15 protein-coding genes are annotated in these 13,449 nt (G+C 63.1%); 8 read left to right on the top strand and 7 right to left on the bottom strand.

The features are described from left to right. Positions 1 to 194: 194 nt before the first annotated feature. From BG57_RS26010 to BG57_RS26020, 3 genes are read right to left on the bottom strand one after another with little or no spacing between them, the layout of a single operon-like run. Positions 195 to 512: an AtuA-related protein gene (locus tag BG57_RS26010; RefSeq protein ID WP_035969599.1), complete on the bottom strand. Its 318-nt coding sequence runs from the start codon at positions 510 to 512 to the stop codon at positions 195 to 197. Next, the gene (locus BG57_RS26015) at positions 499 to 1,857 is read right to left on the bottom strand and encodes an acyclic terpene utilization AtuA family protein (protein WP_035969602.1); all 1,359 of its coding nucleotides are present in this window, start codon (positions 1,855 to 1,857) and stop codon (positions 499 to 501) included. The genes BG57_RS26010 and BG57_RS26015 overlap by 14 nt, the downstream gene beginning before the upstream one ends. Positions 1,858 to 1,866: 9 nt before the next feature. Next, complete coding sequence (locus BG57_RS26020) at positions 1,867 to 3,171, bottom strand: CitMHS family transporter (RefSeq protein ID WP_035969604.1); 1,305 nt, start codon at positions 3,169 to 3,171, stop codon at positions 1,867 to 1,869. 100 nt (positions 3,172 to 3,271) lie between these two features. On the opposite strand from BG57_RS26020, the gene BG57_RS26025 reads away from it, so the two are divergent. Then, positions 3,272 to 4,165, top strand: coding sequence for a LysR family transcriptional regulator (locus BG57_RS26025; RefSeq protein WP_035969605.1), 894 nt, complete (start codon positions 3,272 to 3,274; stop codon positions 4,163 to 4,165). A 294-nt stretch (positions 4,166 to 4,459) separates the two neighbouring features. On the opposite strand, the gene BG57_RS26030 is transcribed toward BG57_RS26025, so the two are convergent. Both BG57_RS26030 and lexA read right to left on the bottom strand, forming a co-directional pair. After that, complete coding sequence (locus BG57_RS26030) at positions 4,460 to 4,795, bottom strand: hypothetical protein (RefSeq protein WP_035969607.1); 336 nt, start codon at positions 4,793 to 4,795, stop codon at positions 4,460 to 4,462. 113 nt (positions 4,796 to 4,908) lie between these two features. After that, positions 4,909 to 5,577, bottom strand: coding sequence for a transcriptional repressor LexA (lexA, locus tag BG57_RS26035; RefSeq protein ID WP_035969609.1), 669 nt, complete (start codon positions 5,575 to 5,577; stop codon positions 4,909 to 4,911). A gap of 244 nt (positions 5,578 to 5,821) precedes the next feature. Between lexA and BG57_RS26040 the strand changes: the two genes are divergently transcribed. The 7 genes from BG57_RS26040 (at position 5,822) to BG57_RS32735 (ending at position 12,350) form a co-directional block, all read left to right on the top strand. After that, positions 5,822 to 6,856: a sulfate ABC transporter substrate-binding protein gene (locus BG57_RS26040; RefSeq protein ID WP_035969611.1), complete on the top strand. Its 1,035-nt coding sequence runs from the start codon at positions 5,822 to 5,824 to the stop codon at positions 6,854 to 6,856. Positions 6,857 to 6,992: 136 nt separating this feature from the next. Then, positions 6,993 to 7,877: a sulfate ABC transporter permease subunit CysT gene (gene cysT, locus BG57_RS26045; protein WP_035969651.1), complete on the top strand. Its 885-nt coding sequence runs from the start codon at positions 6,993 to 6,995 to the stop codon at positions 7,875 to 7,877. Then, complete coding sequence (gene cysW / locus BG57_RS26050; protein WP_371875830.1) at positions 7,799 to 8,782, top strand: sulfate ABC transporter permease subunit CysW; 984 nt, start codon at positions 7,799 to 7,801, stop codon at positions 8,780 to 8,782. The genes cysT and cysW overlap by 79 nt, the downstream gene beginning before the upstream one ends. 8 nt (positions 8,783 to 8,790) lie before the next feature. Beyond that, the gene (locus BG57_RS26055) at positions 8,791 to 9,861 is read left to right on the top strand and encodes a sulfate/molybdate ABC transporter ATP-binding protein (protein ID WP_035969615.1); all 1,071 of its coding nucleotides are present in this window, start codon (positions 8,791 to 8,793) and stop codon (positions 9,859 to 9,861) included. Positions 9,862 to 9,903: 42 nt separating this feature from the next. Continuing rightward, positions 9,904 to 10,830 (top strand): CysB family HTH-type transcriptional regulator, encoded by a 927-nt coding sequence (locus BG57_RS26060; protein WP_035969617.1) that lies wholly within the window; start codon positions 9,904 to 9,906, stop codon positions 10,828 to 10,830. 29 nt (positions 10,831 to 10,859) lie between these two features. Continuing rightward, a complete protein-coding gene (locus BG57_RS26065; protein ID WP_035969619.1) occupies positions 10,860 to 11,861 on the top strand; it encodes an asparaginase in 1,002 nt (333 codons plus the stop codon). Between the two features lie 18 nt (positions 11,862 to 11,879). Next, on the top strand, positions 11,880 to 12,350 hold the full coding sequence (locus BG57_RS32735; RefSeq protein WP_152562703.1) for a hypothetical protein: 471 nt from the start codon (positions 11,880 to 11,882) through the stop codon (positions 12,348 to 12,350). A 57-nt stretch (positions 12,351 to 12,407) separates the two neighbouring features. Here the strand turns inward: BG57_RS32735 and lysM are convergent, their stop codons facing one another. Then, complete coding sequence (gene lysM / locus BG57_RS26075) at positions 12,408 to 12,902, bottom strand: peptidoglycan-binding protein LysM (protein ID WP_035969621.1); 495 nt, start codon at positions 12,900 to 12,902, stop codon at positions 12,408 to 12,410. A gap of 302 nt (positions 12,903 to 13,204) precedes the next feature. Then, positions 13,205 to 13,449: NAD-binding protein (locus BG57_RS26080; RefSeq protein ID WP_035969624.1), on the bottom strand; the 245-nt coding region annotated here is incomplete at its 5' end.

Below are 13,449 nucleotides of genomic sequence, written 5' to 3' on the forward strand. Positions count from 1 at the left end.
GGCGCGCTCGCCATCGTCCGGGTGAATCCGGGATCGCACCCGAATAAACGGAAAACTCATTGCGCGGCGCACAATGCACGCGCAATCGCGAGCGATGCAAAGCACGAGCGGCTCCCCATCACTCAAGAATGAAACGCATCAAAAGCATACGCAAAGAAACGACCAAAATCCCGTTTTGCGACCGCCGACGCGACTCAATCCGCGACAGGCTCCTCGATGTCGATATCGAGTAGCGCCGCGCTCACCGACTTGCCGTGTGCGTCGAGCGCGAGCGAACGCGTGACGCCGCCGCCCAGCGCACGTCCCAGCACAAAATTGAAGGCATTCAAAAGCGGCAGTTCGTAGCGCGCGACATCGCCTTTGACGACCTCGGCGAGATGCGCCTTCACGCGCTCGGGCGTCAGTTGTTTGCGCAGATGCGCGTAGTGTCTTTGATCGAAACAGATCACCGAGACATTCAGCGTGTTGCCCTTGTCGCCGGTGCGGCCATGCGCCAGTTCACGCAGTTTCATCCTTGGCCTCCACAAATTCGAAAACGGGATTCACATGCTCGCGCGAGAGCAGCACGGATTGCACCGCGATGACTTCACGCGTGTTCTTTGTCACGCCGCCGCCGCCCGCCGGACCGTTGGTATAGAGCGTTTCGACTTCGTTGCCGATGCGCGCCGCCTCCTTTGCGTTCGACGTCCGCCCAGCGACGCGCACGCGGACTTCGAAAGGATCGTCATTGCCGGACGCTAGCGCATCGCCATAGAGCGCGTTCACGCCGATCAGGTCGAAACGCAGTTCGCTGGTGTCGACGCCCGTGATCGCGAGACGTTCACGCACGATATCGAGCGCGAGCCTCGCGCGCGCCACCGCGCCCGGTCCGCCATAGGAAATCTGGCCTTCGCCGATGAAGCCGTCAGCATAGGCGACGGATACTTTGAGCGTATCCGTGCGCGCATTGCCGCGCCCGCCCGAGACGCGCACGCGGTCCTGCGCCTCCTGCCTCACGCGCACCTGCGTGAAGTCCGCGACGACGTCGGGCTGGTAGTAACGCGCCGGATCGTGAATCTCGTAGAGCAGTTGTTCCTTGCACGTCGCCTCAGTCACGGCGCCGCCCGCATGTGGCACCTTCGTCACGATGATCGAACCGTCCGCGCTCACCTCGCCGAGCGGAAATCCGAGCCGCGCGAGATTGCCGACACCCTTGTAACCGGGATCGGCGAAGTAGCCGCCCGTCACCTGTCCCGCGCATTCGAGCAGATGCCCGACCACGGTCGCCTGCCCGAGCGTGTTCCAGTCGTCCATGTTCCAGCCGAATTCGTGGATGAGCGGCGCCGTGAACAACGACGGGTCCGCGACGCGCCCCGTCAACACGATATCCGCGCCCGCTGCAAGCGCGCCGACGATAGGCGCGGCGCCGAGATACGCATTGGCCGATACGATGCGTTGTGCATACGCGCCAAGCTTGTCGCCCGATTCCTCGAAGCGCAGGTTCGCGCGCAGGACGACGTCGAGCACATCGTCGCCGGTGACCGCGGCGATCTTGAGGCCATCGAGCCCGAGTTCGCGGGCGATCTGCGCGGTTTTGCGCGCAGCCGCACGAGGATTGGCCGCGCCCATGTTCGAGATGATGCGTACGCCGTTTCTCACCGCGACGGGCAGCACTGCGCGCATGCGCGCTTCGAGCAGCGGGTCGTAACCGAGATCGGGATTGTTGCGGCGCGCCTGCTGGGCGATAGCAATCGTGCGTTCGGCAAGGCATTCGAACACGAGATAGTCGAGCGCGCCGTGTTCGGCCAGTTCGACCGCAGGCTCGATGCGATCGCCCGAATAGCCCGCGCCCGCGCCGATTCTGATGATGTCTTTCATGGTTCGTCCTTACAGCGGAAACACGCCCAGCACGACGCACGCGATCGTCATGACGATCGACGCGCCAAACAGCAGCGGGAACGTGAACTTCTGATGATCCGCGAGATCGATGCCGCACAGTCCGACGACGAGAAACGTCGCGGGCGTGAGCGGGCTCACGGGAAAGCCGGTCGTCATCTGGCCGAGCAGCGCGGCCTGGCCGACATGCACCGGCGCCACGCCGAGCTGCGACGCAACTTCGGCGACCACGGGCAGCACGCCGAAATAGAACGAATCGGGATCGAAGAGCATCGACAGCGGCATCGACACCAGACCGAGGGCGACGGGAATGTGCCCGGCAAGCGCGGGCGGCACGAAGCCGACGGCTGCCTGCGCCATCGCCTTCAGCATGCCGGTGCCTTGCATGATGCCGGTGAACACGCCGGCCGCGAGCAGAATGCCGGCCATCATCAGCGCGGCGCGCGCGTGCGCATCGATGCGCTTTCTCTGCATGTCGACGTTCGGGTAATTCACCATCAGCGCGATGCACAGTCCGACCATGAACATGATCGCGGGCGGAATCTTCTCGCCCATGACGACCATCGTGCCGAGCACGACGATCGTCAGCACGATGTTGAACCAGAAGTTCTTCGGGCGGCGCAGCGCTTCTTCCTCGGGCGTGAGCTTACGTTCGGGCATCGGAATCGAACCGGTCGCGCTCGAATAGCCGAGGCGCTTTTCCTCGCGCCGGCCGAGCCACCACGCCATGCCGAACACGAACACGAGGCCGATAGCCTGCACGGGAATGAGCGGGTTGAAGAGCGATGAGATCGGCAGATGCAGCGACGCCGATGCGCGAATCATCGGCCCCGTCCATGGCAGAAAATTGATGCCCGCCGCCATCGACACCGCAGCGGCCAGCACGCGCTTGTCCATGTTCAGGCGTTCGTAGAGCGGCAGCATCGCGGGGATCGTCACGAGAAAACACACCGCGCCGGAGCCGTCGAGGTGGATGAGGAGTGCGAGCAGCGTCGTGCCCATCACGATGCGCGTCGGTTTGGTGCCCACCGCGCGCAAAATGCGGTCGATGATCGGATCGAGCGTGCCCGCATCCGTAATCGTGCCGAAATAGAGGATCGCAAACACGAACATGCCGACGACAGGCGCGAGGTTCTTCAATCCGTCGATGACGAACTTGCTCGTCTGCAATCCGAATCCGCCGATCAGCGACGCCGCGATCGGCACGATGATCAGCGCCACGAGCGGCGACATGCGTTTGGAAAGAATCGCCCCGAGCAGGACGACGATGGTGGCGAGGCCGAGCAACGGCAGCATGTGTCTGTCTCCGAATCTTGTTTTTTGATGACGCCCAGAGTAAGTTCGAAGCAGCGATCACACAATTGAAATGATTTGATCCCAGCTATCACGAACCATAATGGATCTCAATCTTCGCGATATTCGCGCACTCGTCGCCGTGGCCGAGGCGGGAAGCTTCACGCGGGCGGCCGAGCGACTGCATCTTTCGCAACCCGCCCTTACTGTGCAGATACGCCGGCTGGAAGAAGCGGTCGGCGCGCGCCTGCTCGATCGCAACAGCCGCAATGTCGCGCTGACGACGACGGGCCGCGAGTTGCTGCCGCTCCTGCGCAAATCTCTGCGCGACATGGAAAACGTGCTGCGCGACGCCCGCGCACTGGGCGAAGGCGAGAGCGGCACCATCCGCATCGCGTGCCTGCCCACGTTTGCGGCGAGCGCACTGCCGGAATTGATCATCGGCATGAAACACGACGTGCCGCGCGTCACGTTCCAGATTCGCGATGTCGTAGCAAGCACCGTCAACGCGCTCGTGCGCGAGGAGGAAGTTGATATCGGGCTCACCGGGGGTGACGTGCCCGACCCGATGCTTGAAGTCCTGCATGCCGGTGTGGACCGGCTCGTCGTCGTTTGTCCGGGCGAGCATCCGTTCGCGAGCATGCGTCGAATCGGCGTGAGCGATCTCGCGCAGGTTCCGCTCGTGCTCACCGCACCGGGGACAAGCGTGCGCGCGGTTGTCGATGCCGCGCTTAGCCAGTGGAGCGGGCCGCTCGATATTGCCTGCGAACCCACGTATATGATGACCGCCGTCGCGATGGTGCGCGCGGGCCTGGGCGTGACGATCCTGCCCGAGACCGCGCGAGAAGTGCGCGCCGAACCTGGGCTCGTCAGCAAAGAGATCAACGATCCAGCGTTCGTGCGGTCGATTGCGATCGTGAAGAAACGAGGCAGAACGTTGCCGTCGATCACCGGCAAGTTCGTGCAACTGATGCGTCAGAGCGTTAGGACGCGGTGAGCCGATTCCGGCTTTGCGCCGGGCTGAGACTTAAGCAGTCGCCAGGCCTGAATAGCCCAGTAACGACTGGATGGTTCGGAGATCTTTGGGTGACTCCAGCAAATGAGTTGCAGCGGTATGAGGCCATGGATGTTTCCTACCACCGGCGGCGTAGGCCGTCATTGACTGCCCTACGACCGAAGATAAGTGACAGTTTTCGCATAACCCTCTAGGCGACGAGCGTCGTTCAAACTCGGATTGACCACGCCGGCGCGAGAACCATCCCGAAGCCGCCGTCCGGTCAACCCGCGACGCTCACGCCAGAAAACCGCCCGCGACGCCCGCGCGTTCCTCGTCGATGCAGCGGTCGAGCATGCGCGACACCTCGCTGATCTTGCCGACCATGATGACGCGCGATTCGCTGCGATACACCCGCACTGGCGCGCGCTGCGCCGGTTCCGCATGAACCGTCTTCACGAGCGACACGCGGGCGAACGCCGGCTGGCGAGACGGCAGCACCGGCATTTCATCGAACAGATCGGGCGTGGCTTCGGTATGCGGACGCGCTGCGACGCCGCAGGGAATCAATGCACGCAGATGACGCAGGCGGCCAAACTGGCGGAAGGGCAACAAACGGGCAAAACGTTCCATGATGACTCTCCAGGCGATAGGACGCACCGCGGCGAGCCGAGAACGGCTGCCGTCATGCTTTGATGTACTCGAAACGCGCCGCGTCGTGCGTGGCGTGGGATGAAGCGGGCGCGCTAGAACTCGCCCGAGCGGATCAGACCGACCGCAATGCCTTCGAGCGCGAATTCACCGCTGCCGGAGCGCACGAAGATGTTCTCGTAGTCCGGGTTCTCCGCGATGAGTTCGACGCCGTCCGTATGACGCTTCCAGCGCTTGACGGTGACGTCGTCGCCCAGACGCGCAACCACGATCTGCCCGTCCTTCGCTTCCGTGCGCTTCTGCACCGCGAGCAGGTCGCCATCGAGAATGCCGGCGTCGCGCATGGACAGCCCGCGCACCTTCAACAGATAGTCCGGCTTGCTGGAAAAGAGCGCCGGGTCGCACGCGTAATGCTGCGAGATGTGCTCTTGCGCGAGGATCGGACTGCCGGCTGCGACCCGGCCGACGAGCGGCAGCGACAACTGCATGATGCTCGGATGCGGCAACGTGAGCTGATGCGGCAGCTCGTCCGGCTGCACGGCTTCGCCGATCAGCCGGATGCCGCGCGACGAGCCCGCCGCCAGTTCGATCACGCCCTTGCGCGCCAGCGCCCGAAGATGCTCCTCGGCGGAATTGGCCGAACTGAAGCCAAGCTCCGCGGCAATCTCCGCGCGGGTGGGCGGGAAGCCGGTGCGCTCGATGGCGCGCTGCAAGAGTTCGAAGACTTCCTGCTGGCGAGCGGTAAGTTTTGAAGTTCTAGTCACTGGCTGGCCCCTGCTGCGCTGTATGGATGAACAGATGACTGTATTTTTATACAGTATTTCGCGCTTTTCAAGCATTACTTTAACTTCGTCGTGGAAGAGCCCGGAATTGGCCTTCGCAGCCGGAACGCAGCCAAGGCGGCGCCGTTAGCACGATTCCATATAAAAAGATGAAAAACGATTATTTCTAATCATATAGCCGCGCCGATAGACTGATTCCGTCAATGGATAAGACGGAGAACGGGGAATGCAAAGCACGAAAGCGGGATTGGGGACCAAGGCAAGAAAGCTCTTCGCGGCGTTCGCGGTGACAGCGGCGACGGCGGCCATCAGCGTCCACGCGCATGCTCAAACCGCGTTTCTGAACGTGTCGTACGATCCGACGCGCGAGCTGTATCAGGATTTCAATCAGGCGTTTGCGAAGAAGTGGAAGGCGGAGACGGGCGAGACCGTCACGTTCAAGCAGTCGCATGGCGGCTCCGGCGGCCAGGCACGCGCGGTCCTCGATGGCCTTCAGGCCGATGTCGTCACGCTCGCACTGGCCTACGACATCGACGCGCTCGCCGGCAAGGGACTCGTCAACGGCGACTGGCAAAAGCGCCTGCCGGACAATGCGTCGCCGTACACATCGACGATCGTGTTTCTCGTGCGCAAGGGTAATCCGAAGCACATCAAGGACTGGGACGATCTGGCGAAGCCGGGCGTCTCCATCGTCACGCCGAACCCCAAAACCTCGGGCGGCGCACGCTGGAACTATCTGGCCGCGTGGGCGTATGCGCAGCACAAGCCGGGCGGCAACGAGCAGAGCGCCAAGGACTTCGTCTCCAAGCTCTACAAGAACGCAGGCGTGCTCGATTCGGGCGCACGCGGCGCGACGACGAGCTTCGTGCAGCGCGGGCAGGGCGACGTGCTGATCGCGTGGGAGAACGAGGCGTTCCTGTCGCTCAAGGAGTTCGGCCCGGACAAGTTCGAGATCGTCGTGCCGTCGGTGAGCATTCTGGCGGAGCCGCCGGTCGCGGTGGTCGACAAGGTCGTCGACAAGCACGGCACGCGCAAGCTCGCCGAGGCGTATCTGAAGTATCTGTATAGCGACGAAGGCCAGCAGATCGCGGCGCGCAACTTTTATCGTCCGCGCTCGAAAACGGTCCCGGCCGATCTCATCAAGCAGTTTCCGAAGCTGAAGCTCTACACCATCGACGATACCTTCGGCGGCTGGACGAAGGCGCAAAAGACGCACTTCGCGGATGGCGGCGTGTTCGATTCGATCTATCAGCCGCAGTAACGGCAACGAGCAGGGCGGCCCGATGATGGAGCATCGAGCCGATTGAAGCGACGACAAGCGGCGCGCCATGACGCCGCTGTACGCACATGCAGCAACGAGCGCCCGCCCCGGCGCACTGGAACAGGATGATTCACGCATGACCACTTTCAACCTGCGCAAGCCAAGCGCGCTGCCGGGCTTCGGCCTGACGCTCGGCATTACGCTCGCGTATCTGAGCCTTGTCGTGCTCATACCGCTTGCAGCCACCTTTGCCAAGACGGCGACGCTCGACTGGGCGCAATTCGTGCGCGCGGTGACGTCGCCGCGCGTGCTGGCGTCGTACCGGCTGACGTTCTTCGCCGCGCTCGGCGGAGCACTGATCAATGCGGTGTTCGGCTTTCTCGTCGCGTGGGTGCTGGTGCGCTATACGTTCCCGTTCAAGCGTATCGTCGATGCCATCGTCGATCTGCCGTTCGCGCTGCCGACTTCCGTCGCGGGCATCTCGCTCGCGGCCGTGTATGCGGGCAACGGCTGGATCGGGCAATTTCTCGCGCCGCTCGGCATCAAGGTCGCGTTCACGCCGCTCGGCGTGCTGGTCGCGCTGACGTTCATCGGCTTGCCGTTCGTCGTGCGCACGGTGCAGCCGGTGCTCGAAGAGTTCGAGCGCGAGCAGGAAGAGGCAGCCGCGTGTCTCGGCGCGACGCGCTGGCTGACGTTTCGCCGCGTCGTGCTGCCATCGGTTTTCCCCGCGTTGCTGACGGGCTTTGCGCTGGCGTTCGCGCGTGCGCTCGGCGAATACGGTTCGGTTATTTTCATCGCCGGCAACGTGCCGATGAAGTCGGAGATCACGTCGCTGCTCATCATCACGAAGCTCGAACAGTACGACTATGCCGGCGCGACGGCGCTCGCAGTCGTGATGCTGTGCGTATCGTTCCTGATGCTGCTGTTCATCAATACGCTGCAATGGTTCCTGCAAAGGCGCACGAGCAGGACGGTCGCGCCGCCGGCCCCGACGCTGCACGTAGAGGGAGGCCGCGCATGAGCACGCCCGACAGCAAGGCCATCGCGATGAACACCGCGCCGCAACGCGAAGTCCATACGCTCAATCCGGTGACGGAGCCACGCGCGATACGCTGGCTGCTCATCGCCATCGCGCTCGTGTTTCTCGCGCTGTTTCTCGTCGTGCCGCTCGTCGCGGTGTTCGCGCAGGCGTTCGCGAAGGGCATCGACTATTACTTCGAGTCGCTGAAAGACCCCGACGCGTGGTCCGCGATCAAGCTCACGCTGATGACCGCCGCGATCGCCGTGCCGTTGAATCTGGTGTTCGGCCTGGCAGCGTCGTGGGCCATCGCGAAGTTCGAGTTTCGCGGCAAGGCGCTTCTGACGACGCTCATCGACCTGCCGTTTTCGGTGTCGCCGGTCATCTCCGGTCTCATCTACGTGCTGATGTTCGGCGCGCAAGGCTGGTTCGGGCCGTGGCTCGCATCGCATGACGTGCAGATCATCTTCGCGGTGCCGGGCATCGTGCTCGCGACGATCTTCGTCACGTTCCCGTTCGTCGCCCGTGAACTCATTCCGCTGATGCAGGCGCAAGGCAACGACGAAGAGGAAGCCGCGCACGTGCTGGGCGCATCGGGCTGGCAGATCTTCCGGCGCGTGACGCTGCCGAACGTGAAGTGGGGCCTGCTGTATGGCGTGATTCTCTGCAACGCGCGTGCGATGGGCGAGTTCGGCGCGGTGTCGGTGGTGTCGGGGCATATTCGCGGACAGACGGACACGATGCCGCTGCACGTCGAGATTCTCTACAACGAATACAACTTCTCGGCCGCGTTCGCGGTGGCGTCGCTGCTGGCCTTGCTCGCGCTCGTCACGCTCGGGCTGAAGCTCATCGCGGAGCGGCGCATGTCGCAGTCGCTCGTCGAAGCCAGAAAAAGCGCACAGAACTAAGGATCATCATGAGTATCATCGTTCGTAATCTGCAGAAGCGTTTCGGCGATTTCACCGCGCTCGACAACGTCACGCTCGATTTTCCAGCGGGCGAACTCGTCGCGCTGCTGGGGCCGTCGGGATGCGGCAAGACCACGCTTTTGCGCGTGATCGCCGGCCTCGAACAAGCCGACGCGGGCCAGGTCTTGCTGAACGGCGAGGACGTCGCGCATGTCGGCGCGCGCGATCGCCAGGTGGGCTTCGTGTTCCAGCACTACGCGCTCTTCAGACACATGACGGTGTTCGAGAACGTCGCGTTCGGCTTGCGCGTGAAGCCGCGCCGCGAGCGGCCGACCGAGGCGGCCATCCGCGAGAAAGTGCATGAACTGCTGAAGCTCGTGCAGCTCGACTGGCTTGCGCAGCGTTTTCCGTCGGAACTGTCGGGCGGTCAGCGGCAGCGTATTGCGCTGGCGCGTGCGCTCGCCGTCGAACCGAAAGTGCTGCTGCTCGACGAGCCGTTCGGCGCGCTCGACGCCAAGGTTCGCAAGGAACTGCGCAGCTGGTTGCGCCGGCTGCACGACGACCTGCACATTTCGACGCTCTTCGTTACGCACGATCAGGAAGAAGCGCTCGAAGTGGCGGATCGCATCGTCGTGATGAATCATGGACGCGTGGAGCAGGTCGGCAGCCCGCAGGATGTGTACGATCATCCGCAGACGTCGTTCGTGTATGAGTTTCTCGGCGCGGCCAACCGTCTGCAAGGCAACGTCGATGCAAGCGGCTTCATCGCCGATGGCGCCGCGAAAGCGATCACCACGCAGGCGCATTTCAGCGGCCGCGCGCTCGCTTATGTGCGTCCGCACGATCTCGCGCTGTATCGCGCCGACGATGCGGAAGGCGTGGCGCACCCCGATGGCATCGTGGTCGGCGTGCGGCGCGTGGTGACACTGGGCGGCTCGGTGCGCGTGGAGCTTGCGGGCGATACGGGCGGCGTGCTCGAAGCCGAACTGGACCGCGAAGCATGGCGCGCGCTGCGGCTCGACATCGGCGATGGCGTGCGCGCGGTGCCTCGTGCGCTGCGCGTGTTTCCGGCGCAATGACGCGTTAGATAGAACAAAGACAGCAGACAAGAGAGGCAGAGAATGAACTTCCAGCAACTGCGCTTCGTGCGCGAGGCGGTGCGCCAGAACATGAATCTGACGGAAGTCGCCAACGTGCTCTATACGTCGCAATCGGGCGTGTCAAAACAGATCAAGGACCTCGAAGACGAGCTCGGCGTCGATATCTTCATTCGCCGGGGCAAGCGTCTAACGGGCCTGACCGAGCCGGGCAAGCAGGTGCATCAGCTGATCGAGCGCATGCTGCTCGATGCGGAGAACCTGCGGCGCGTCGCCCGCCAGTTCGCCGATCAGGACAACGGCCATCTCGTCGTCGCGACGACGCACACGCAGGCTCGTTATGCGTTGCCCAAAGTCATTAGACAGTTCACCGAAGTATTTCCGAAGGTGCATCTCGCGCTGCGGCAGGGCAGCCCGCAGCAGATCGCGCAGATGATCATCAACGGCGAGGCGGACATCGGCATCTCGACCGAGGCGCTTGACCGCTATCCGGACATCGTCACGTTCCCGTGCTATTCATGGCATCACACGGTGGTGGTGCCGAAGGATCATCCGCTGGTCGGGCGGGAGAACATCACGCTCGAGCAGATCGCGGAGTATCCGATCGTTACCTACGACAACGATTTCACGGGCCGCTCTCACGTCGATCAGGCTTTCGCAAGCGCCGGCGCGATGCCCGATATCGTGCTGACTGCAATCGATGCCGACGTCATCAAGACGTATGTCGAACTGGGCATGGGTATCGGCATCGTGGCGGCGATGGCTTACGACGCGAAGCGCGATACGGAACTCGTCGCGCTCGACACGCAACATCTGTTCGAAGCGAGCACGACGCGCGTCGGCTTGCGCCGTGGCGCGTTTTTGCGCGCTTATGCGTATCGGCTGATCGAGATGTTCGCGCCGCAACTCGACGAAACGCAGATCGCAGCCCAACTGCGCGAGACCGCGTAAAGCCTGCCGGCTGATTTACAATCGCCGGCATGACAACCGACATTCTTCCTCGTATCGCCGTCCTCGCAACGGGCGGCACGATCGCCGGACGCGCCGGCGACGCTTCCATGACAGCGGGCTATAAGGCGGGCGTCGTCGGCGTGAACGACCTGCTCGACGCCGTGCCTGCGCTCGGCAACGTCGCCCGCATTCACGCGGAGCAGATCGCGAGCGTCGACAGCAAGGACATGAGCCATGCGCTCTGGACGACGCTTGCGCAGCGCATCGACGCACTCGCCGCGCAGGACGATATCGCGGGCATCGTCGTCACGCACGGCACCGATACGCTCGAAGAAACCGCGTATCTGCTGCATCTGACGGTGAAGACCGCGAAGCCTGTCGTGCTGACCGCCGCGATGCGTCCGTCGAGCGCGCTTTCCGCCGATGGTCCGTTGAACCTGCTCAATGCGGTGACGGTCGCGGCTTGCGCGCAGGCGAAGGGGCAAGGCGTGCTCGTCGCGTTCAATAACCAGATTCACAGCGCACGCGATGTCACCAAGACGAGCACCTACGCCGTCGATGCGTTTCGCTCGCCGGAAGTCGGCGTGCTCGGCTTCGTACAGGACGGACGCGTGGAGTTTCAGCGCGCGGTGACGAAGGCGCATACGCTCGCGAGCGAATTCGCGGTCGGCGCGCAATGGCCGATGGTCGAGATCGTGACGAGCTATGCGGGCGTATCGCGAATGGCGGTGGATGCGCTCGTTGCGGCCGGCGTGAAGGGCATCGTCGTGGCGGGGACGGGGAATGGCTCGATCCACGCAAGCATGACGCAAGGGCTCGTCGATGCAGTGAAGGCAGGCGTCGCGGTCGTGCGGGCCTCGCGCGTGGGCTCGGGACATGTCATGCGAAACGGCGCTGCATCGGATGATGCGCTCGGCAGCGTCAGCGCGGGCACGCTCAATCCGTATAAGGCGCGCGTGTTGCTGATGCTAGCGCTCGCGGCGGGAGTGGAGGAGGCGGGGGCGTTGCAGAGGGTGTTCGAGCGGTACTGATCGACACTGGTATCAAGCATGCGCCTGAAGCCAACCTTACGCCTCCTCTGCGGCATCATCGCCATTTCGAGTACTGCGCTCGCACAACGGCTTCCTGTCTTCGAGGACTGCCCTCGCGCCGTACAGTCTATCGAGCAAGCACCCCGCCTTAGATTCCCTGATGCGCAAACCCGCAAATATCGCAGCGTTCTGCGCGATGCGGCGAACGGCCCCGTCGACTTCGCCGGCCATTACGTACTGGCGGGGTGGGGCTGCGGCGCAGGGTGTGTCATGGCGGCGGCGATCGACAAAAAGTCGGGGCGCATTGTGCCGCTGCCTTTCACCGTTTCGGACTGGCCGCTCGATGTGAGCGAACCGATCGAATACCGTGCGAATAGCTGCGTGGTGATTGTCAAGGGAAGCCGCAACGAGAGCAACGAACACGGTACTTACTACTACGCGTTCAACGGCACATCATTCCACTTGCGTGCGACCGCCCCTCGCCAATAAGCAAAAAACGCGAACCGGAGTTCGCGTTTCTCTTTCATTCACAAGCGGCAAAAGCAATCAGTTAGCCGGCGGAATGCGCAGCACCTGACCGGGATAGATCTTGTCCGGGCTCTTGAGCATCGGCTTGTTGGCTTCGAAGATGATGTCGTTCTTCGCACCGCTGCCGTAGTACTTCTCCGCGATCTTCCACAGGTTGTCACCCGATGCGACCGTGTGATACTGCGACTCAGGCGCAGCGTTAGTCACGGTCAACTGATCATCCACCTTGTCGACGTGCTGCACGTTCCCCGCCGCGACCACAATCTTTTCCTTCGTGGCCTGATCGGCCGCCTGGCCCGAGACCGTGACCGTATGGGACGCGCCGTCATACTTGACCTGCAGGTTGTCTGCATTCAGTCCTTGCGAGCGGATATACGTCGCAATGGCTTCGCCGGCCTTCTGATTGAGCGTGGCAACATCGACGGGCGCACTCGCCGGCGCAGCCTGCGCGGACGGCGTCGTTGCACCGAACAGCTTTTCGCCTGCTTCCTTGATGAAACTGAGGATTCCCATTGTTCAACTCCTTAAAGAACCAAGTTGGCGCCGCTTGCGAAGTAGAGGCACGTTAGTCGCGCCCGGCATCGAATAGTTCTGAAGTTCAACAGGGGATTACGCCGCACGTTGCACGCGGCATCGATGAAACGTCTCATACAGCAATCCGACGCGGACACCCGACGGCAAACCGTCTGACCGACCAAGGCTTACCCGGCAACCGCCGGATGCCGCTCTCGGACCCCACTTGCCGCCCTCAGCCCAGAGCGGCATTTGTCCCGCGTGCCCATACGCGGGACGCCCCACGGTTCAGGCGGGAGACATCACGCAGCCTTCGCTTGCTGCGGCTCTTCCGCCACCTGCCAGTTCGACATGATCTCGAGCGCACGCACGAGCGCCGAGTGATCCCACGCTTTGCCGCCGTTCGCCGCGCACACGCTGAACAACTGTTGCGCGCTCGCGGTATGAGGCAGGGCAAGGCCCATCTTGCGCGCGCCATCGAGCGCGAGGTTCAGGTCCTTTTGATGCAGTTCGATACGGAAGCCCGGATTGAACGTGCGCTTCGTCA

Source organism: Caballeronia grimmiae, from assembly GCF_000698555.1.
Classification (GTDB): Bacteria; Pseudomonadota; Gammaproteobacteria; order Burkholderiales; family Burkholderiaceae; genus Caballeronia; species Caballeronia grimmiae.